The sequence below is a fragment of the Dyella sp. Tek66A03 genome (assembly GCF_052567735.1).
This window is the reverse complement of sequence record NZ_CP199584.1, coordinates 2,587,034-2,607,899: the sequence shown is the minus strand read 5'-3', so window position 1 is coordinate 2,607,899 and position 20,866 is coordinate 2,587,034. Positions and strand designations below refer to the sequence as shown.

The window sequence follows — 20,866 nt, the reverse complement described above, 5'->3', positions numbered from 1 at the left end:
GCAAGATCTGCCGCGATAGGGATAGCTGAAGCTGCGCGTGGTGCACGGTGCGGCGATCATGTCCGAATTCGAAGCGAGGGGGAGGGCCGAGCAACCCTGGCTGAACTGAGGAGACTTGATGAGCATCAGAAAGGCTGGGAAGCCAACGCTATTGACAGCCTTGTTCATGAGTATGAAGGGCGGGCGCGAAGTAACGAAAGCACCAGCACCGAGCGACTCGAGTGCGTTCAGCTGCGGTCGAAATACCTCCGTCGGGAGCTAAATTGGGCTGGACCGTATTTCCACTCAGCGAAAGAACTGTCGACGAATCATATTCACGCGACCGCAGCGGTAGGCAGTGTACCCGGGGATAGAAAGAGAGACGGACGTTCCCCGTGATTCACGCTGGTAGACAGCCAGCGTGGCACCGATGGTCCTCGCACGCTCGTACATACCGATGAGTCCCCAGCGCCCTGTCTCGCGTGCATGGTTCAGCGGATCAGGTGGGACGCCAATACCATCATCGTGAATCAACACGCGCAGTAGTTGCTGGCCGTAATCTACCTCCACTTGAATCACATCAGCATTGGCATGGAGGAATGCGTTGCGCAGTGCTTCTCGGCTGATGTCGAGCACCTGTTTGGCGGTGACAGCGTGCAGTGGCGCTTCCACGCCGAAAATGGTGAGTAGGAAAGCCGGTCCATGGGTGGCGGCCAGTTCGTCGCCAAGGCTGCGCAGGGTAGGCAACAGGTTCTCAGGCTCACCCTGTTCGCGTAGGGCAATAATTTTGTCGCGAGCCTCAATCACGGCGCAGCGCGCGCGATGAACAGCGCTATCGAGGCTTTTGCGGATGGGATTGTCGCTGTCCAATTCGGCCGTCGTAGCCTGCAGGCGAAGCAACAGGCCTTGTACGCCTTGCAGTAGTGTGTCGTGCAGCTCTCGCGCAATGCGTTCGCGCTCGCTGGTTCGCTCTTGCAGACGAAGGAGCACGTGACTTGCCACCGCACGCATTCGCCATAAGTAGAGGAGGGCCGCCATCAAAAACGCAAGCACGGTACAGAGCGACTGGAACCATAACGTCTGATAGAACCATGGCGCGATATTGAAATCGATGTCAGTGCCATGCGCATTCCAGACGCCGTCGTTGTTGGAGGCCGTAACGAAGAAGCGATAGTGGCCAGGCGCGAGATTGGTATAGATGGCCTGCCGCAGATGGCCGGCTTCACGCCAATTCTTGTCGATGCCTTCGAGGCGGTAGCGGAACTGCATGCGCTCGGGGAGGGTGAGGCTGAGCGCGGTATAGTCGATCTGCAAGTTGATCGTGCCCTTGGGCAGGGTCAGCTCCCCGTGAAGATCATAGGCTCGGCTATCGGCAATGACCGACGTTACCTGCACTGGTGGGGGCAGAGGATTATGCGGGATGTTGTTCGGATCGAGCCACACACCCCCGGCACTGGTGGCAAGCCACAGACGGCCATCATTGCCGCGCACCATGCTTGGCAGCGGACGCAGTTGCGTGGGTGGTCCCGGCAGGCCGTCGAGATAATCGAACCATTCAAGCTGCACGGTCATCCGATCGTTCCGCAGGAAGCCGTTGACCTGATCGGCAGAGATGTGCGCCAGACCTTTGATGGTGTGGATCCACAAGTCGCCGGCGGGAGCCTCGACGACGCCAGCAATGCCTTTGAGATCGCTGACATGATCGGTTTGCATGCGATGCAGGCGAGTGCCGTCGAAGGCGGCCAATCCCTGGTCGCCAGCGATCCATAAATGGCGGCCTGTATCCAGGATTTGGGCAATGCTGCCGAGGCTGATTCCTTGGTTTGAGCCGTATGCGCTAACGCTGTCGCCGTCGATGGCATAGAGCGAGCCATTAGCATACCCAAGCCAAACGCGCCCCCTGGTATCAGTGGTCATGGCGTGTGCTCGCTCCCCAGCAGGCAAGCCGGGTATGTTGTCGACGGCGTGCCAGGCGCCGTGTTCGTATTTGCTCAGCGGATAGCCAAAGCCAGACGCCCAAAGCGCGCCGCTACGGTCGCGTGTCATCGCCTGCATCTGGGTGGCGATCTCTGAAGGAAGCCTGGACACGATCAGCTGCGGTCGCCCGTGTTCGATATGCCAGATGCCTTTGTCACCGCCAAACCAGAGACTGCCGTCAGTGTCCTTGTATGCGCAAGTCAGTTCCGGTGGCAGGTTGTCGAACGTTTGAAGCGTATCGTCCTTGAGTCGCATCAATGGGTGAGTGGTCGAACCGGCCCAGATGGAGCCGTCCGCATCGACGGCCATCGCCAGGTCGTGCATGGCACGAGGAAAGGCAGCAGGCACGGCCGCACTGGGACGAAAACGGTCCAGTCCTGCGCCGCTGCCAATCCATACATTGCTTTCGCGTCCCTGAAATATCGGCCATGTGTAGTCGCTGCTCAACCCCTCATCATGGCTGAAGCTGTCGTCCGCCACAGCCGCAATACCCGCGCGCGCGCTGGCAAGCGCCGTTGCGGAGGAGCGGTACCACAGCACGCCGTGGCCAAGCGTGGTCACCCACACATGGCCGTTCCTATCAAACAGCAAACCTGCGGAACGTACCGGTATGCCCTTCATGTCGTCGTAGGCAGGGCCTTGGCCGCGTACCGGTCGAACACCTCCCGTTCCACTGATTGTGGACACCCACACGGTGCCATTTGCATCTTCGGCAAAGAAACCCACGACGCCTGGATTATCGCCGGTATCGACAAAGGCTGATGCGTGCCACGGCAGTTTCAGGACTGTTTTCCCGCCGTAGTACCAGAGAGTGCCTTTTCGGTCGATAAATATTGGCGAGCCATTGCGCGCGTCGGCGTTTGGCACATCCACGCGTTCCCAGCGCCGTTGATGCAATCGGTATAGCCCTTTTGACAAAGATGCCCAAACCACGCCATCCAGGTCGATCTGTACCGCAAGCACGGTGCCTACCGGCAGTCCATCGCCGCCGCCATAGTTGACCAGTTTGTCGTGATTCCACACGCTGATGCCCTCGCGTTGGAATCCAATCCAAAGCGCTCCATCGGTTGCGACATGGAGCGACTGTACCGTTATGGAGGGCAGATTCTTCCCAGTGACGTCCTCAAATCGCTCGAAGCGAATGCCATCGAAGCGGAACAGGCCGGCATCCGTGCCAAGCCACAAGTAGCCGTCGGGCGTTTGAACGATCGCCGAGACTTGGCCCGGACTGTGCTCTTTCACTGTCCACGCCGTGTGGTAAAGCTGGCCGATGGACCGATCGGCCAAGCCTTGAGCCCATCCAAGAGGACTTGTCACCAGCAGAACGATGCCAAGCGCGATGCCTGCCACTCGCTTCGTATAAGCGTGGGTCATACAGGTCAAGAGCTCCATGCACGGGTGGCCGAAAGATTGAGCAGTGCTACCTGAAGAGCCCAGTTGCGGCAAATTGTAGAAAATATCGAGTGCCATTTACTACACGCGGCACCCATATCGACCAATGGACTACGCGGAAGGCCGTTGATTCGAACCCGTTGAGCTCGGGTTTGCCATTCTTGGTGCGTCGAACCACCGGCGTCGTTCGTGGTTTGATGAGCGAACGGACAATCGAGTCTGGGGAGGATCGCCTCGGAACTTTCGGTATGCTGACGAAAAGCTGCTGAAGTGCGCGGTGAAGGGGTGATTGTCGCCGCGATGGGGCAGCAGTCATAGGCATATTAGCCAAATAAACAGATTGAGCCTCAGACTGCTTCGCTCCTCTATATCGATTGCGACCAAATACCCGATCGCGTATCGACAGCGAAGCACGCCTGGGCATAACTTCGTCGATCTGCCGTCCATGCAGGAAAAAGAGTCGTTGGACCTTCAAGATATCGAGAGCTGCTCATGAGACTTCCTCCGATTGCGCCTGCAGATCTAACCAGTGACCAGCGCCAGCTGTATGAAGACATGCGTCGTGGAAGCAGTTCGAAGTACGGCAGCTTCCGTACCAGCTGCGATGATGGAGCGCTTCTGGGCCCATGGAACGTCTGGTTGCACGATCCCGCTATTGGCGAGGGCGTATGGGGACTGTCGAAGGCACTCACGGCCGCGTCGCGTCTGCCCGACAACATTCGGCAGATTATTATCCTGGTGGTTGGTGCGCACTATGCAGCCGGCTATGAGTTATACGCGCACGAGGCCGTAGCGCGGACCAGGCATGGCGTGAGTGACGAGGATATGGTGAGTCTGTCCGCAGGCCTGGCACCCCACTCGCTCAGCGCGGATGAAAGGCTGGCCTACGATCTAGCCAGCACCTTATGCCAAGGCAAGAAGCTGTCGGATCTAGGGTACCAGACAGGGCAGCAACACTTCGGCCAGCCTGGGCTCAACGAGTTGATTTACCTCGTGGGTTACTACTCGATGCTGGCAATCACCCTCAATGCGTACGATGTCCCCGTTCCGGTAGATGCAACGAGCTGATCCGGTGCCGACGATGGATGTCGCGGGGCGCTGCCCCTGAGCTACTTGCGTTGCGCAGGCGGCCGTGGGCAGTTGCAGGCGTGCGATCGGATTGAGCATGCGCCATAGGCGAGAGCAGACGCCGTCCGGCAACGCCGTCGATCTCCGTGATACACCCCGATCTGGCTACGCAACCGCGTGATCCAGCAGCCAGCCCCAGGCAACCTGACGCGCGGCATTCGACCAAGGTCTATGCCCCGTTTGCCCGCTCGGCGACATTCGTACCTGAAAGAGTAGGTGTGCAAGCCCGGATCGGTCTGGGCGCCGAACGCTTCATGACGGACATTGTCGCTGCGTTGAGTGCGCCACGCACGTCAATGCGGTATGGAGCAGGCATGTTTACCGCATTCGCATCGCCCACGGTGACTTCGCATTGATTCGAAAGAGAAAACCCCTGCGTTACGCGTAGCCCTGTGGAGGGAGCGATCATGGTTGTACAGCGGCACACCCTGAAAGCCAATGGCATTCGGCAACATTACATCGATGCGGGTTCGGGGCCGGCAGTCGTGCTATTGCATGGGTTCCCAGAAACAAACTATGCCTGGCGACACCAGATTCCAGTGCTTGCAGAACGCTACCGTGTCATCGCCCCTGATCTTCGGGGTTACGGAAAAAGCGACAAACCGGTAACGGGATACGACAAGCGGACCATGGCAGCCGACCTCGCGGGCCTGCTGGACTCGCTTGGCATCGACCGTATCGCCCTGGTGGGGCACGACAGGGGCGCCCGCGTCGCCACGCGCTTTACCAAGGACAACTCCGGTCGGGTCAATCGCCTCGTTGTCATGGACAACGTGCCGACGCGGATCGTCGCCCACTCGATGAACGCTCGCATCGCCAGGTCGTACTGGTTTTTCCTCTTCCATCAGGTGCTGGATTTACCGGAAGCGCTTATTGCGGGGCGCGAGGACGTGTGGCTAAGGCACTTCTTCACGGATTGGTGCTACGACCCGCATACCATCCGCGACCAGGATTTCGACACCTACCTGCAGGCCTACAGGGCGCCGGGCGCAGTTCGTGGCGCCATGGCTGACTATCGCGCCTCACCTGAGGATGTGCTCCAGGATGAGGAGGATGCTGATGTGAAGATTCAGTGTCCCACCATGTCGATCTGGGGCAAAGACTTCGAAGCGGTCGGCGGCAGTTTCGACATGGCCAAAGTTTGGGGGAGCATGGTCGAGCATCTGCGCGCCGAACCCATTGCCCAATGTGGCCATCTGCCACAGGAAGAGCAGCCCGAGATCGTCAACCGGTTGCTAATGGATTTTCTTGATGGGTGGGAGGGTTCGTAATGCGCTTGTTCGCTTCATTGCTGGTTGTCGCCATGACCTTGGGCATGGCCCCTTTGACGGTCCAAGCCGCTTCGCCACTTCGCGACACTCAGGGCAGCGGTTTCTATCGCCTGCGTGTCGGTGACGATATGGTCACCGCTTTGCTCGACGGCACGCATCCCTTTCGGGCGGATGAACTGCTGAGAGGGATCGGTCGCGCACAGGCTGACTCCCTTCTTGCCAATAGCTTTGTGCAGTCACCCGTGGAGGGTTCCATTAATGCCTTCCTCATCGACACGGGCTCACGTTTGATACTGATCGACGCGGGTGCGGGGCCGCTCTACGGCAAGGATGGCGGCTACTTGGCCGATAACCTGATCGCTGCGGGCTATCGTCCTGAAGAAGTTGACGACATCCTCATCACGCATCTTCATCTCGATCACGAAGGTGGCCTCATGCGAAATGGCGTGATGGCCTTTCCGAATGCGACCGTGCATGTCGCCAAGGCAGACCTGGACTTCTGGTTGGATCCGGCCAACGAGTCCATGGCGCCACTGCTATTGCAACCCATGTTTGCCGGAGCCCGAAATTCGCTCGGTCCTTATCTTGCCAAGGGAAAAGTCCAGCCATTCGAGCCCGGCCAGGATGTGGTCAAGGACATCAAGGCGATCGCCGCTCCGGGCCATACGCCAGGTCACTCCTGGTTTCTTCTGACGAGTGGCAAGGATCACCTTCTTGCGTGGGGAGATACGGTGCACGTCGCTGCGGTTCAGCTGGCCGAGCCCCGGGCTGGCATCAAGTATGACGTTGACCAGGCTTCTGCCGCAGCGGCGCGCCAACGGGCGCTCGCCGAGGCGGCTAGCCAGGGCTATTGGGTGGCGGCGGCACACATCTCGTTCCCGGGGCTGGGCCACGTTCGCCGGGAAGGACAGGGATATGCCTGGGTTCCCGCCAACTACACCCGCACTCCCTGACCCGTTGGCGAGCCGTTCTGTCCGCAGCATCTTCGATGAAGCATGAAGCCGGATTTTCGAAGCACATCGATCCGAGGAAAGGATAGCGAAATTCATCGTCTTTGTTGATGCCGGAACCAAGGGCATTGCCGTCGAGGCGGCGGGGGGCTTCAAAGGTTTCATGCAGGGCCAGGAAGGATTCCCTGGCGATCTGGATACCCTCGTTCGTGAGGGGCGGGATTTGGCCGATGTTGGCGCGGCGATGCTGCGCGGCAAGTTGCCAGAGCCGAGCTCTTACGATACGCCGCAGACATTCCCTGCGATGCAGCCACTCAGAGCCCGAGTTTGCTTACTCACCGGGTGCGTGCAGACGGTTCTCAATACGCGCATCAATGAAACGACCGTTCAACTTCTGCAACGTCACGGCGTGGAAGTCGTGATTGCGAAGGGGGCTGATTGTTGCGGAGCGCCTGCCGAGCATATGGGATTGAAAGAGCAGGCGGAACCGTTTGTCAAAGCGAATATTGCTGCCTGGTTGCGGGAAGACACTCGCTCCCCCATCGATGCCATCGTGATCAATGCGTCTGGCTGCGGCACTTCGGTGAAGGCGTATGGCCACGCATTGCGCATGGACGATGAATGGGGGCACCAGGCGGCCAAGGTAAGCGGCCTGGCCAAGGACATTACGGAGTACGTGGCGGAGCTTGGTCTCCGAAAACCAGTGAATCGCAGCGGGCTCCGGGTGATCTACCACTCTGCGTGTTCAATGCAGCATGGACAGCGCATTACGCGACAGCCGGTGGAGCTGCTTCGATCAGCTGGCTTCGAGGTGGTGGAAGTGCCGGAGAGTTACATGTGCTGCGGTTCGGCTGGTGTCTACAACCTTTTGCAGCCGAACCTTCCCCAAAGTTTGAAACGCCGAAAGATTGCCCAGATTCAAAAGCTCACCGCGGATGTAATCGCCAGCGGCAACATCGGATGCATGACCCAGCTGGAAGGCGAACTGGAGCTTCCATTCGTCCACACCGTCGAGTTACTTGATTGGGCCACAGGCGGTCCCACGCCAAAGCCATTGCGTGGACGGCTATTGCAGTAACGAAACCGTGCCTGTAGTGCCTCACTCACACAAGTCCATGGCCTGCGCGGACCTTTACCCGAATAGGTGGGCGAAATTTGCCCCATCTGGGCTGGGCTGCACGGGCCTCTTTTGGCGATATTGGCAAGCGAAAGATGCCGTCATGACCGGGTAGTCATGAACACACCGCTGCAACATTTCCGACGTTCCAATAGAGGATTGACCATGCGCCATTTTCTTCGCTGCTCGCTCGCCAGCCTTCTGCTCGCAAGCACCTCACTGACGTCGCTCGCGGCCGGTAAACCGGTTAGCGAGACCACGGTCGTGCTGGTCCATGGTGCCTGGGCCGACGGTTCGAGCTGGAGCAAGGTGATCCCGCTGCTCCAGGCCAAAGGCTTGCACATGCTGGTCGTCCAGAATCCGTTGACCTCGCTGGCAGACGACGTGGCTGCGACCAAGCGCACGTTGGCCTCGGCGCCAGGCAAGGTGGTTCTGGTGGGCCACAGCTGGGCTGGCACGGTGATCACCGAAGCCGGCACGGACCCGAAGGTGGCGGCCCTGGTGTATGTGGCGGCATTCGCCAACAAGGATGGCCAAACGGGCGGCGAACTCGTGAACGCTTATCCCAAGCCGCCCGCGCTTGCCCAGGTTCGCGATGACGGCCACGGCTTCCTCTACTTATCGGCCGAGGGTGTACAGAAGGATTTTGCCGCTGATCTACCAGCCTCCGAGTCTGCCGTCATGGTAGTCACGCAGGGCCCGCTAGCTGCGAGCACCTTCAACGACAAGGTCACCGACGCGGCATGGAAGACCAAGCCGTCTTGGTACATCGTCTCAGCCAACGACCGCGTTATCAGCCCCGATCTCGAGCGCGACTCCGCCAAGCTGATGAAGGCCAAGACCACGGTACTCAACTCGAGTCACGTATCGCTGCTGTCGCATCCGAAGGAGGTGGCCGCCGTCATCGAGGATGCAGTGAAGTCGGTCGACGCATCGCCGATGGCCTCCAAGTAATTAGCCCTACCAAGGAATCAGGCGTATGCGTTCTCTATGCACTTCATTGATCCTGCCTGCGCTCACCATGATGCTGGCTCTACCTGCCGCCAGCACCGATGTGGCGCCTGCATCTGCTGCTGGCGGCGCCAGTTATCGTCTGACGGTGGGCAAGGATGAGGTCATCGCCCTGGCAGATGGCAATTTTGGTCTCGACACGACACAACTCCTGGTTACCCCCAGGGATGCGGACCTGCCCACGCTGCTGCAATCCGCCCACGACGGCCCGGTGGTGACGACATCGGTCAACGCCTATCTTGTAAGGACCGGCGGTAAACTGGTGCTGATCGACACAGGTGCTTCCGACCGGCTGGGAAGCACGTTGGGCAAGCTAGAGAACAGCTTGGCTCGGGCTGGGGTGTCGCCATCGAGCATCGACGAGGTGCTGCTGACCCACCTGCACATCGATCATGTCTCGGGGCTGCTGCTCGATGGCAAGCCGGCGTTTCCCAACGCAACCGTCTGGGTGGATGCGAGGGAACTGGCTTTCTGGACCGATCCATCCAATGCACCCAAGATCGACCCGGTGTTGAACGGTACGTTCGATGTTGTGAAAGACGTACTGTCGCCGTATCGCGACCAGGGCAGGCTCAAGACATTCACCTCGGGTACGAGAGTTGCTCCGGACATCGTGGCGACGGAAGCGATAGGGCACACGCCGGGACACACGTCGTTTGTACTTAAGAGCCGGGGGCAACAACTGGTGTTCTGGGGTGACGTGATCCATGTGGGCGATGTCCAGTTTCCCGCGCCCGCCATCACCATCCGCTTCGACTTCGATCAAGCTCAGGCGGCCCGGGAGCGCAACAAGGCTCTGGCGCAGGCGGCATCCAGCGGATATTGGATCGCCGGTGCACACATTGCCTTTCCTGGCATAGGGCACGTGAAGAAGCACGGGGACACCTTTGTATGGGAAGCGGTCGGCGAGCCGTGAGATAGGTTGCATTGCACCGTGGGCGATCACGAACCCACTCCATGATGCCGCAGGTGCAAGCGGCATACCCGACGTAAAACCAATCGCAAGCACGGGCTCGCCAGGGACTGGTGGCCCTTGCCGTCGCCAGCAGTGCCAATACGACGCTGACTAAGCCTCGGACATCCAACTCGTGTACCGGGTCGGCCAGGCTTGCCGTTCACCTACGAAATGGATTCTTGCCATGAATACGAAGCAGGGTACGCTCACGTCGAGCTCGGGAGCCCCCGTTCCTGACAATCAGAACAGCTTGACAGCCGGCCCGCGTGGCCCGCTGTTGGTACAGGATCATCAGTTGTTTGAGAAACACGCTCACTTCAATCGTGAGCGTATTCCTGAACGCGTTGTTCACGCGGTGGGATCGGCCGCGCATGGGGTGCTCACCATTACGCACGATATCACCCGATATACGCGTGCGAAGGTGTTCAGGACCGGAAGTCAGACGCCATTGTTCCTGCGCTTTTCTACCGTGGCGGGCGAGCGTGGCGCGGCGAATGCTGAGCGCGATGTGCGAGGTTTCGCCATCAAGTTCTACACGGAAGAGGGGAACTGGGACCTGGTGGGCAACAACACGCCGGTGTTCTTCGTGCGTGACCCGTACAAATTCCCCGACTTTATTCGGACGCAGAAGCGCGATCCACGCAGCAACCTGCGTAGTGCCACTGCCATGTGGGACTTCTGGTCTTTGAGTCCGGAGTCGCTACACCAGGTGACCATCCTGATGAGTGATCGCGGCTTGCCAGCCACGTTGCGCCACATGCATGGCTTCGGCAGCCACGCCTACAGTTTCTGGAACGATATGGGCGAACGATATTGGGTCAAGTTTCACTTCAAGACCCAGCAAGGCATCCGCAATTGGACCAACGAGGAAGCCGCAAAGGTGATTGGATGGGATCGAGAATCCCACCAGCGCGACCTGTACGAGGCGATCGAGCGCAAGGATTTTCCGCGATGGACCATGTACGTGCAGGTCATGCCGGAGAAGGATATTGCGAACACTGCATATAACCCGTTCGACCTCACGAAGGTATGGCCACACCAGGGCTACCCCCTGATCGAGGTAGGCGTGCTGGAGCTCAATAGAAACCCGGACAATTACTTCGCCGAGGTGGAACAGGCCAGTTTCTCGCCTGCTAACGTGGTTCCCGGCATTGGCCATAGCCCGGACAAGATGCTTCAGTTCCGCATCTTTTCCTACGCCGATGCGGCCCGTTATCGCCTGGGTACCAACCATGACTCGCTGGAGATCAATCGGCCGCGCTGTCCGGTCCACAACTACTACCGCGATGGCGAAATGCGCTTTGACGGTAACGGTGGGGGCAGCGTGAACTATGAGCCCAACTCGTTCGGTGGGCCGGTCGAGGACAAGTCTGTCAAGGAGCCGCCGCTGGCAATCGTTGGCGACGCTGATCGCTACGACCATCGCGATGGCAACGATGATTACAGTCAGGCAGGCGATCTGTTCCGCCTGATGAGTACGGATCAGAAGCAGCAGTTGTTCAACAACATCGCTGCCGCCATGAAGGGCGTGCCGGAGCAGATCATCCGACGCCAGCTAGCCCACTTCAGCAAGGCCGATCCGGCGTACGGTGAGGGTGTGGCCAAGGCGTTATCGCTTTAAGGGGATTGGACGCCGCTCTTGGCCGGTGGCGTCGCCCTGACAGTTTCGGTTAGAGGTTCACCATGACAATCCAGCTTCGACAAAGTAGTTGCGACCCCGCTATGCAAGGTCAACTTCGGCCGAACAAAGGCGTGTCTTTGCGACTCCATCACGTGCGATCGCCGGTGTCCATTTTTGGGTGGGCGCAAACGGTGGAACTCGTCCTCGCCGTCGAGCCTGATCCAACCGTCGCCATGGCTTGGTTCGCCAACGAAGCAATTGCTGAGTTCGGCGACCTTACCGCCTACGACATGCTGTGTAAGGGCATGAAGGATCAGCTGGACCATTTTCTTCGCGACATTATCGAAGGGCGTCGCGAGTGGGTCCTCGCCGCCGAACCTCGCTGCGTCGAACGCTAAGGCCGGAAGTGACGGCCTGAAGCGGCTTGTGCCGTTCGCCGCAGCAGGAATGCCTGTCCTGAAGGAAGTGCCCGAAACTGGTAGGTCACCATCACGCGATGGTAGGTAAACGGCTCATTTCCTCGATTCAACGCGTGGGTTCCACCGACGGTGAGCGTTCGCGCAGGTCGTGGGGCACAACCGCTTGCGCCGTGAACGTCCAGGTATCCACGAAAAAGGCGCTCGCCGGACCGGACCGGTTCAGCGCGGCACTCGGGCAAGACGAATGCGCTTCCGGTCGCGCGTTGCTCCGCATGCTTGCACCCTGCAGGCAAAACCACAGGCTTGGGCCTAGCGGACTTCGTCGGCCCGAGCTTAGCCACCGGCGAGTGCCGGGGCAGGGCGATTAGCCCGTGTTATCGCGGGTACGTGCTCCACTGACCTCGCCGCTGTAAAATAAAGCTACCGCCATGCCTAGCGGTATCACCCAAGGACCACTCGACGTCGCCGCGGACGATCCCGTAGCTAGTGGCGCGAATCCGACCGCCAAGAAGATCTGGGCAGCCCTCGGCCCGGGCTCACTAAACGCAGCGCCCAGGATGCTTGTTGCATGGCGCATTGAGGTCGGGCGCCGGCGGCAAGAGAGACGCCTGTGGTCGGAGTTATCGCCGCCGGACCTATCGGCAATGCGGCTCGCGTTACTTCAAATTGCCGCGCCTGCCGCGGCTGCCGCGCCTGCTGCGCCCTTGCGGCCGAACGGTCGCTCCTCGCGGAGCGACCCCGATGGCTCGCCTTCGCGCCGCTCAGGCGGAAGCGGGCTTCGCGTCCCCGGGCGAGGCGGCAAGCAGGTCGCTGGCACGACTGCTCAACAAGCTGCCCGCCTGGAAGTAGCCCATCACGGTACCCACGCCCCGGTGCTCCGTCATCGCCATCACCTCGCCGAGCGGCACACCTTGCCGGCCCGCTTCCGTGACGAAGCCCGAGCGCAAGCTGTGCGCGGCCCAGTCGCCATCCAGCCCGGCCAGGGTGGCGCGACGCCGCACCATCCGCGCGACATGATCGCCGGTCAGCGCCGTCGTGCCGACCGCGCCACCCCGATGCAGGCGACGAAAGAGCGGGCCGGTGGTCGCCGGTGCCGCGGCCAGCCACGCGGCCAGCGCGTGCGCGGCATCGCCGCGCAAGGGCTTCTCGCGCCGTAGCCCCCCGGTCTCCGTCTTGGTCGCGCCCAGCGCTACCAGCCACGTGTCGACATCGAGTGGGCGTACGTCGGTGACTGCCAGGCCCACCACTTCCGAGCGACGACGACCTCCACTGCTCCAGGCCACCAGCAGCAGGGCGCGATCGCGCACGCCGCGCAGGCCGTCGTTGCAGGTGGCGAGCAGCGCCTGCAGCGGCTCGGCCACCAGCGCGGTCTTTTGGTGCACGCGCACCCCGTGGCGCACCTGCGCCTTGCGCGCCTGGCGCAGTAGGGTTTTCACCGCCGCGCTGTCGGTGGGCGCGTCCCAGCCATGCACCCGATGCCAACTGGCGACCACCGCCAGGCGATGACTGACCGTATTGAAGGCAAGCGCGCCCGCGCGCGCCTTGACGCCCGCCGTGACCAGCGCGGCATCCAACGGCACGGGCAGGGTGTGCACCCAGTCGCCCGCTTCGGTCGGGCGCGCCAGATGATCGAGCACGAATTGCACGGCGACGGCCACCGGCAACGGCCCGTCGCCCAGGCGTGCCCCATAGCGGCCCTGCAACCACGCGGCCCAGTAGGTGAGGGCGCTACGGTAACTGCGCACGGTGTTAGCGGCCGTGCCGGCGGCGACAAACGCGGCCGCGGCGGCCTGACTGGTCGCGTCCAGCGTGGCCAGCTCCAGCGGCGGGAGTGGTCCGTTCAAACGCAGAGGCGTAGCATTCATTACGTGCACCGTATTTAAAAGGCCGCTTGTCGCGACTAAGGTCGGATAAACTGCCCTTATCGTACCTAATCAACCTGAGGGGCAGGGCATGGCCATCGGGGTGCCGGAAACAGACGTTTTCAACGCTGCAGACGCGGTGCTGGCCCGTGGCGAACGGCCGACCGTCGAGCGCGTGCGCATCGAGCTCGGCCGCGGCAGCCCCGCACGGGTGGGCCAGTTGCTCGATCAGTGGTGGGAGCAGTTGGCGCAGCGTCTAAAGGGGCATACGTTGCTGCCCGATTTACCGGGGGAGGTCGCCCAGGTGTTCGCGGAGGCGTGGCGCGTGGCGCTCGCGCACGCGGACACGGCCAGCCAGGCCGCACTCACTGAGGAACGCAACAGCCTGTTCGCGGCGCAAACGGCGCTGACCCAGGAACGCAAGCTGTGGGAGATCGCGCTCGCCGCGGCCCAAGCCGATCTTGCTGAGGGCACGAGCAAGCTGGCTCAGGTCGAGCTGCAACTCGCCGAACGCCAAGGTTTGGTCGACCAACTCGCCGCCCAGGTTACTGATGTGCGGCAACAGCGTGATCACTTCACTGGGCAGCTCGAGCACCGGCAGTCGGAGCTCGAGGCGTTGCGAGCGGAACACGCGGCCGCGCAGGCGCATATCCGCGCTGTGGAAGACCGCGCGCACCAACAGGTGGATCAGGCGCGCCAAGAGATCAAGGCGTTGGGACAGCAGCAAGAGCGGGCGCGACGCGAGCACGCGAAGCAGGTCACCGAGCTCACGACGCAGCGGGACGCCCTGCAGGCGACCGCACGGGCGGGCGAACAAACCGTTGCCCATCAGGCGGGGAAGGTCGCGGCGCTGGAAGCGACCATCGCCCAATGGCGAAGGGCTCAAGCCGCCGGCCCGAAACGCGCGCCGCGCAAAACACCGCCGGCATCGACGAACAAGTCGCGACGCCCACGGAAGAAGATTTCGCCATAACGCTCTGCACGACGGCGCCGCGGTAGTTTCTGCTTATGGCTCGGCGGTTTGATCCAGCGCAGTGGGCATCCTGGTTTCCACGTCTGCGTTTGCGGAAGCGAGATCCCGCGACCGACACTTAAGCATGGTTGCGTATTCAACCATTAACCGTTGTTGCACGGGCATGCTCTGAAAAGCCTCCAGTAATCTTTCATGGAAAAGATCATGCATACGTGCAACCGGCGCGGCGAAGTTTACATGGATCGATCCAACGCCCGTTTTATCGCGCCACATTGAGGGCAGGAGTATGCTTCCCAGGAGGTTGGCCGTGCGGTTTTTTGAGCGGCGAGCACGCACCGCCGTGATTATCGATGACGAGGTGAGCAGTGGACGACGCGTCGCAATTGCAAAACCCCTATGCGTATATCGACGACGCCGACGAGGACGGGCAACCGTACTACGCGGCGGGAGGTGTCATGCCGTGGACGACACGCGCCGCGGCACCAGGGCATCCGTCGCCTTCCCGCCAAAACGCGCCTGATTTGGCGCGCCCTTCGTCGGAAACGCCCTTGGAGCAACTCCTCGGCCACGCCTCGTCCGGCAATCCCTACGCCCACATCGATCAAGACGCCGAGGCATCACCCTCCACAGGGAGTGGCGCGATAGATATGGAGGATCGCGTCCCGAGGCGTACGCGATCTTCCGAACGGACCTGGGCTCACCCATTGGGCAGCCGACGTTCGTCGCGTCGCAGCCATCCCACCGATGAACAAATCAGCGTTGAGGCGCGACAGCTTCAGTTGGCACTATGGCAGCACCGCCATGATATCTGGGAGGCCGATGCACTAAACGATCCGCTGCAAGTGTTGGATCCGGCCAAGGCTCTGCAGTGGTTGGGGTACCGGGTCCACTACCGGTCAAGTGGGCTGGGGCAGATGCAGTGGGGGCGCCAGCGCGTCGAGGTGGCTGGGCTTTTAGATCCGGTCGCGCGCACCGTCGACATCTCCACGCTACCGTCTGTGACAGAGCAAACCTTCACCTTGGCTCACGAACTGGGACACATAGTCCTGGGCAATGTGAGTGCCGTTGCACACCGAGATCGTGCACTTAGCGGCGCTGCGATCTCACGAGATCCGGTAGAACGCGCCGCCGATAAATTCGGTGCAGCCTTTCTCATGCCCGAACGCCTCGTGCGCGATGTCTTCCGCTCTTCATTCCTCACAGACGCCTTTGCTTTGAACGACGACACGGCGTTCGCGCTGTGCACGTCAACGTTGGACGAAGTTCAGGCGCGCCTGCCCACGCGACGCCACTTGTCGCGGTGGCTTGCCTCGACCGAGCGGTACAACGGCCGAACGTTCCGATCGCTCGCGACAATCTTCAGGGTCTCTGAGGGCGCGATGGCCATTCGGCTGGAAGAGCTTGATCTGATCGAGCCCTGAGCGCCCAGACACCTCGTCGACACGCCCTCAACGGCAGCTCAGCCGCGGCGAAGGCGTGCTTCCGGCAAGGACTGGGCGCCGAGTCAAGGATGCCATTGGAATGCCGATATGCTTCTGTCGGTTGTCGCCAGCAGCCCCCTCGTCACGGAATGAAGTGGGGACTGATGGCGAACCGTCCGTTGGACTGCACGCCAGAAAACCTGCACGCATATCGCAGGTCGATCCATTGCAGGGGGGAGTCATGGATAAAGTGATCAGTGTGTTGTCCGGAGAATTTTTTCTTAACCACCGACCCAACGGTGGAACGGCGGTGTTGCTGCGTTCCGTTTGGGTGACCGCGCTAATCTATGCGCTGGTGATTCCGATCAAATCGTATTGCGGAGACCACGCGATATTTCAGTTTTCGGCACATCAGCTCAAGAAGGAAATTGGCGAGACCCTACCATGGCTTGGAGCTATATTCGCCGGCGTCTACGCGGCTTTCTACTCGCGCTTCGCCGCACAATGGAACTACCTCGCCACCCTCTACAACCAGCTGGTGGCCACGTGCGCGCCGTTGAGTAAAGAGAACAGGGAAGACAACGAAGTATTGAACGCCTGGCGCGCGGCGTTTGTGGAAGATGCACTGGATCTCCATTTGGCCCGCAAATCCATGTTCCGTTCCGTCGTTATAGGCATGCTGCGGCGGCCTCAAGTGGTCGCCACGTTCCTGGCAAGCACCAAGGACGGAGAGCGCCGGATCATGGAGCTGGAAAAGCAACTCGATTTTGAGGCAGCCAAACCACCGCAAGCCGCGCCCACAGACCTTGGCACTGCACAGCTGGAACCCGACCTTTCTAACGTCGTCGAATTGAAACCGAGCTGACGAGCGGCGATGCTCCAATTGCTTGACACCACCCTCGGGAGCGTCGAGTAAGGGAGTCCTAATGCTCGTTAGAATCACCCATTATGGCCAGGGGCCTTTAGCTCGGCGCGTGCTCGATTTATCGGAAAGGTCATGGCTTTGGGGATGACACCCTAGTCGTCAGACATTTAACAATTGAAAGAAATCTACGAAATTGGTAGTCAATTCCAGGGGGAGATATGGACATCAAGGTCGAGAGTGGCGTCGAGTGGACGCCAAAATTCATACATGACGCAGCGGCAAGTGACGATTTTTTCGGGTCACACCGACGATTGGCCACAGCGATGGCCAAAGTCATCCGAACCAACGAAGACGTAAAGATCATAGGTCTACTGGGCACGTGGGGAAGTGGCAAATCTACTGTCGTCAAAATGTTTTGCGACGAACTGGAAGCTCAGGATAGCGGCGGAGATTTGGTCTTTACGTACGACGCCTGGCTGCATCAAAGCGACCCTCCTCGCAGATCCTTTCTCGAAAATCTCCTCCATTTTTTGTCAACGAAAGACCATGCCGATGAGGACAAAGATTGGGCTGAAGAGTTGGATAGGCTTAACCGCAGGATTGAAGAGAACACAACCACGTCGGTGCCAAGGCTACGGTGGCCCGGAACACTGATGGTCTTGTCTTTGCTTCTCACGGTGTTCGGCGCCAAGTTTGCTTCCCTAGAGTGGTACAAAGCCGCTTTCGCTTCGACGGCCGCAAGCGTCGGCGCTCTGCAACACGGAACGAGCAGTGCAGGGGAGTGGTACGGCGAGATAATCAACGGCCCGTCCTCCCAGCCCACCGTTCCTTTTGCGGCACCTATTTTTTTGTTTGGGCTTCTTCTTTGTCTCGCTCCAGCTTTTCTAGGAGCTACGTTCTATTTCCTTTGGCGACCAGAGCGGCGCCTCTGGAAACGCTCCTTTTGGACGCGGTCAAATTTTTTTGAACATCGCGCGGGCCACGAGGATGATTCCATTCTCGCGCTCTATATGAATAAGGAAACCAAGACGGACTACAACCGCATTATTCGCGAGCCAGAGCCATCGACAATCGAATTTCAAGACACGTTCCGAGGCATCGTCAGTAAAACGATCAACGCCAAGAAGCGACTCATCCTCATCATTGACAATCTGGACAGACTGCCAGCTGAGGAAGCTCTGGCAATGTGGGCTACGATTCGCAGCTTCTTTCTTGGCGCCGACAGTGGCGTGAAAGTGCGCAAGTCACGCTATCAGCCCATCGTGATTTTGCCCATTGCTGAGGATGCACTGGCGCGCGTTTATCAGAATGCTGGCGGAGATGGATTGTCACTGGCTCGATCTTTTATGGATAAGACGTTTGACCTGACGTTTCATGTCAGTCGTCCGGTCTTAACGAAGTGGAATGAATATCTAAACAAGCAGATGCAGGCTGTTTTTGGCGAGGAAATGAATCCGTCTTGGGCATTCATTGCGAGCCGGCTTTACGATCGCTTCAGTAATACCCCAGACGCGCCGCCAGTAACGCCGCGAGGGGTCAATACCTTGATCAATGCAACAGCGGCTCAGTGGCTCCTGTGGAAGGATCAGGTTCCATTTGCGTCCGTCGCTTACTATTGCATTTACAGAGCGGCCATTGAGAAAAATGTTCTTGAGGCTGTGTCGGACAATACGGCCGTCATCAAGGAATTCGACGACGATTGGCAAGCCTCAATCGCGGCTATGTATTACGGAGTGCCTCGTACAGAAGCGGCAAGCGTTCTTCTCGAGCCACCGCTTCGCCAAGCCATCGCTCAGCGAGATAGAAAAGAATTTGAAAAAGTCGCCGGCGTCGCGGGCTTCCCGCTGATCATTCACCGGATCGTTGAGGACGGTCGCATTAACCCAGACGCCGCGACAATCATGCATACGGCCATGCTACTTGGAGATCTTCCGCCCTCTACTTCGCCAGATCACTTTATCGAGACATGGACTCTGCTTCGCTCGTCACTCGCAGCGAGCCAGCCTCCTGCCGTCTTTGGAAAACAGGAGGCGGACGGCCTCCTTAAGCTATTCGAAAGCTGCCCCGCTCAGAAAAGGGAGAACTTCCTGGCGGCATGTGCAAATCTCATCGCCAGCATCTCCTCTCCCACAACAGTTGCCCCGGGCTTCGCTAGCGCATTCGCTGGGTTCTGGAAAAGCGTACAACTCAATGACAAGAGCCTGTTGCCAGCGAAGATTATCGTTCCTGGCGATGCGGCTTCGCTGACAAACGTTGCCTTGGAATGCGGAAAGGTGGACAGCCTTCGTCGCCGGCTCGATTCGCTGAGCGACGACACCGCGATTACTGGCCATATCGTTTCGCTCGTCCGCGAAACAAAGAGCGGCGCGGTTACAGAAGAGCGCATCAACGCTCTGGCCTCCACGTATCGAAAATTCGAGTGGTCGCATAACGCCCCTCAAATCACTGCCATCGTGCGGAATCCAACCAACGAACCAGAGCAAATGCGGTGCGCTCTCTTCGTGATTGGAATCATGATCGAACAGAATGGTTGGTCTATGAACGACGTCAAAGCGCTATTGACGGATGGATCGTTAGCCAATCGCCTTAACGAGGCATACAACATAAAGAACGACGTCTTGATGGCGCGCGTCCTTGGCCTGCTCCTTCTTGGTGCTCAGCCAATGGCGGTTCCGGATCAACAGTTGTGGCCGGCCATGCTTGACACACGCGCACCGCTTCAACAGGAGCTGGACCGGCTCATGCAATCTGTTGGGCCGAAGTTGGGTCCACTTACACAGCTAGTCGGTGCCGTACGCTCGACTCCGGCTATGCGCGACATTGCCATCAACATCGCTTCGAGGTGGGGCACCGATGGAAGCTGGTGCCCCCTAGTTGTCAAGGACGTGCTGGATCGACTGCCGGCATACCTGGATCTGCTGAACACTGACGAACTCAAGAGAGCGTTTATCATCGCCCTCCCAGGCTATGAAACATTTTGGGATGAGATGCTGTCCCGAAAGCTAGAAGGTGACGTCGCCGACGCATTTGAGACGCTTCTCGCCGCACCGGTGACGATGAAGCGCGCGCAAGAAGTGCTCGATGAGCATATGGCCAAAGAATCAACGGAAGTCTGGGAAGCATGGATCGCAAATGGTGGTAAAGGATTCATGCTGGCCACTTCGATAAAAGACGGCAGCGGAGTCAGGCCGGCTCTCTATGAGGCACTCAACAAGACCATTCCTTTGACTCTCGCATCAAAAGATGCAGCTGCTATCGGTCGATGGTTTGCAGCGGCCGACCTCGTCGATGCAGGGGCGAGGATCATCGTGTTCAAAAAACTCCGTGACCGGATTGTCTCCGGATCTTCAGTCACAAGCCTTGCAACATTGATGGACAAGGGTGGCCCGCCTTTCATTGAAGTTGGCGAGTTCGTTGAGCGCGCGGACGATTCCGTTCGCAATGTCGTCGTGCCTTTACTTGAGAATACAGAAGGGCGGGGCATCCTCGCCCGCCTAAGTGCGGCGCTTTCGCCGAGTATCGAAAATAGCGAAAGCGACATCAGAGACTTCGTTGGAAGTCGACTCAATACAATTCACATGGAAGAACCTGATGCCGTCGAAGTACGAAATCAGCTTCTTGCGGCTTGGCGCCTTGGAGCGAGCACTGGGGAGTCCTCATCTACCAATCGATAATTGCAGCCTGGAGAGGAATGACACGGATTCGGGGCGTTGTCACTGACCCATGGGACGCCCGACAGGACATGTTGGGCGTCGCCCCCTAAACCGGGAACTTCAGGTGGCTCTAAATGTTCGCCGATCGCGGCCGCACACTCGGACAGGCCGAATCATATGTACGCCGTGCGCCCATCCAAATAGATACCGAGTATCGCCGTGTCATCGTCCGCACGCTAGGATGAAGGGGCAGCAAGCTAAGTATTGTCCGA

Annotated in this window: 14 protein-coding genes and 1 pseudogene; 13 read left to right on the top strand and 2 right to left on the bottom strand. The window is 59.5% G+C overall.

The genetic code is table 11. From position 1 onward, the window contains the following. Positions 1–285: 285 nt before the first annotated feature. A complete protein-coding gene (locus tag ACT01B_RS11455; RefSeq protein ID WP_445143388.1) occupies positions 286–3,426 on the bottom strand; it encodes a two-component regulator propeller domain-containing protein in 3,141 nt (1,046 codons plus the stop codon). A gap of 414 nt (positions 3,427–3,840) precedes the next feature. Between ACT01B_RS11455 and ACT01B_RS11450 the strand changes: the two genes are divergently transcribed. The 9 genes and pseudogenes from ACT01B_RS11450 to ACT01B_RS11410 all read left to right on the top strand — a co-directional run. Then, positions 3,841–4,416 carry a carboxymuconolactone decarboxylase family protein gene (locus tag ACT01B_RS11450; RefSeq protein ID WP_445143387.1) on the top strand — a complete coding sequence of 192 codons (576 nt, stop codon included), beginning with the start codon at positions 3,841–3,843 and terminating at the stop codon, positions 4,414–4,416. A gap of 467 nt (positions 4,417–4,883) precedes the next feature. Then, entirely contained in the window at positions 4,884–5,747 is an 864-nt protein-coding gene (locus tag ACT01B_RS11445) for an alpha/beta fold hydrolase (protein WP_445143386.1), read from the top strand. Between the two features lie 128 nt (positions 5,748–5,875). Next, entirely contained in the window at positions 5,876–6,700 is an 825-nt protein-coding gene (locus ACT01B_RS11440; protein ID WP_445143385.1) for an MBL fold metallo-hydrolase, read from the top strand. A gap of 160 nt (positions 6,701–6,860) precedes the next feature. Further along, on the top strand, positions 6,861–7,775 hold the full coding sequence (locus ACT01B_RS11435) for a heterodisulfide reductase-related iron-sulfur binding cluster (RefSeq protein ID WP_445143384.1): 915 nt from the start codon (positions 6,861–6,863) through the stop codon (positions 7,773–7,775). Between the two features lie 204 nt (positions 7,776–7,979). After that, positions 7,980–8,768 (top strand): alpha/beta fold hydrolase, encoded by a 789-nt coding sequence (locus tag ACT01B_RS11430; protein WP_445143383.1) that lies wholly within the window; start codon positions 7,980–7,982, stop codon positions 8,766–8,768. Between the two features lie 25 nt (positions 8,769–8,793). After that, positions 8,794–9,741, top strand: coding sequence for an MBL fold metallo-hydrolase (locus tag ACT01B_RS11425; protein WP_445143382.1), 948 nt, complete (start codon positions 8,794–8,796; stop codon positions 9,739–9,741). Positions 9,742–9,964: 223 nt separating this feature from the next. After that, complete coding sequence (locus tag ACT01B_RS11420; protein WP_445143381.1) at positions 9,965–11,401, top strand: catalase; 1,437 nt, start codon at positions 9,965–9,967, stop codon at positions 11,399–11,401. Between the two features lie 62 nt (positions 11,402–11,463). Continuing rightward, a complete protein-coding gene (locus tag ACT01B_RS11415; RefSeq protein ID WP_445143380.1) occupies positions 11,464–11,799 on the top strand; it encodes a hypothetical protein in 336 nt (111 codons plus the stop codon). Positions 11,800–12,248: 449 nt separating this feature from the next. Next, a pseudogene (locus ACT01B_RS11410) lies at positions 12,249–12,392 on the top strand (DNA-binding protein); the annotation flags it as partial. Between the two features lie 189 nt (positions 12,393–12,581). On the opposite strand, the gene ACT01B_RS11405 reads toward ACT01B_RS11410, so the two are convergent. Further along, positions 12,582–13,685, bottom strand: coding sequence for a tyrosine-type recombinase/integrase (locus ACT01B_RS11405; protein ID WP_445143379.1), 1,104 nt, complete (start codon positions 13,683–13,685; stop codon positions 12,582–12,584). Positions 13,686–13,773: 88 nt separating this feature from the next. On the opposite strand from ACT01B_RS11405, the gene ACT01B_RS11400 reads away from it, so the two are divergent. The 4 genes from ACT01B_RS11400 (at position 13,774) to ACT01B_RS11385 (ending at position 20,615) form a co-directional block, all read left to right on the top strand. Then, entirely contained in the window at positions 13,774–14,655 is an 882-nt protein-coding gene (locus ACT01B_RS11400) for a DNA-binding protein (protein WP_445143378.1), read from the top strand. A gap of 365 nt (positions 14,656–15,020) precedes the next feature. Further along, positions 15,021–16,076, top strand: coding sequence for an ImmA/IrrE family metallo-endopeptidase (locus ACT01B_RS11395; RefSeq protein ID WP_445143377.1), 1,056 nt, complete (start codon positions 15,021–15,023; stop codon positions 16,074–16,076). A gap of 241 nt (positions 16,077–16,317) precedes the next feature. Continuing rightward, positions 16,318–16,941 carry a hypothetical protein gene (locus tag ACT01B_RS11390; protein WP_445143376.1) on the top strand — a complete coding sequence of 208 codons (624 nt, stop codon included), beginning with the start codon at positions 16,318–16,320 and terminating at the stop codon, positions 16,939–16,941. A gap of 218 nt (positions 16,942–17,159) precedes the next feature. Next, complete coding sequence (locus tag ACT01B_RS11385; RefSeq protein WP_445143375.1) at positions 17,160–20,615, top strand: P-loop NTPase fold protein; 3,456 nt, start codon at positions 17,160–17,162, stop codon at positions 20,613–20,615. Positions 20,616–20,866: the final 251 nt, after the last annotated feature.

Coding starts and splice junctions, on each gene's coding strand:
- ACT01B_RS11455 (WP_445143388.1), bottom strand. CDS start 3,426: ATGGCACTCGATATTTTCTACAATTTGCCGCAACTGGGCTCTTCAGGT.
- ACT01B_RS11425 (WP_445143382.1), top strand. CDS start 8,794: ATGCGTTCTCTATGCACTTCATTGATCCTGCCTGCGCTCACCATGATG.
- ACT01B_RS11385 (WP_445143375.1), top strand. CDS start 17,160: ATGGACATCAAGGTCGAGAGTGGCGTCGAGTGGACGCCAAAATTCATA.
- ACT01B_RS11450 (WP_445143387.1), top strand. CDS start 3,841: ATGAGACTTCCTCCGATTGCGCCTGCAGATCTAACCAGTGACCAGCGC.
- ACT01B_RS11405 (WP_445143379.1), bottom strand. CDS start 13,685: ATGAATGCTACGCCTCTGCGTTTGAACGGACCACTCCCGCCGCTGGAG.
- ACT01B_RS11400 (WP_445143378.1), top strand. CDS start 13,774: ATGGCCATCGGGGTGCCGGAAACAGACGTTTTCAACGCTGCAGACGCG.
- ACT01B_RS11415 (WP_445143380.1), top strand. CDS start 11,464: ATGACAATCCAGCTTCGACAAAGTAGTTGCGACCCCGCTATGCAAGGT.
- ACT01B_RS11390 (WP_445143376.1), top strand. CDS start 16,318: ATGGATAAAGTGATCAGTGTGTTGTCCGGAGAATTTTTTCTTAACCAC.
- ACT01B_RS11440 (WP_445143385.1), top strand. CDS start 5,876: ATGGTCACCGCTTTGCTCGACGGCACGCATCCCTTTCGGGCGGATGAA.
- ACT01B_RS11445 (WP_445143386.1), top strand. CDS start 4,884: ATGGTTGTACAGCGGCACACCCTGAAAGCCAATGGCATTCGGCAACAT.
- ACT01B_RS11430 (WP_445143383.1), top strand. CDS start 7,980: ATGCGCCATTTTCTTCGCTGCTCGCTCGCCAGCCTTCTGCTCGCAAGC.
- ACT01B_RS11420 (WP_445143381.1), top strand. CDS start 9,965: ATGAATACGAAGCAGGGTACGCTCACGTCGAGCTCGGGAGCCCCCGTT.
- ACT01B_RS11435 (WP_445143384.1), top strand. CDS start 6,861: ATGCAGGGCCAGGAAGGATTCCCTGGCGATCTGGATACCCTCGTTCGT.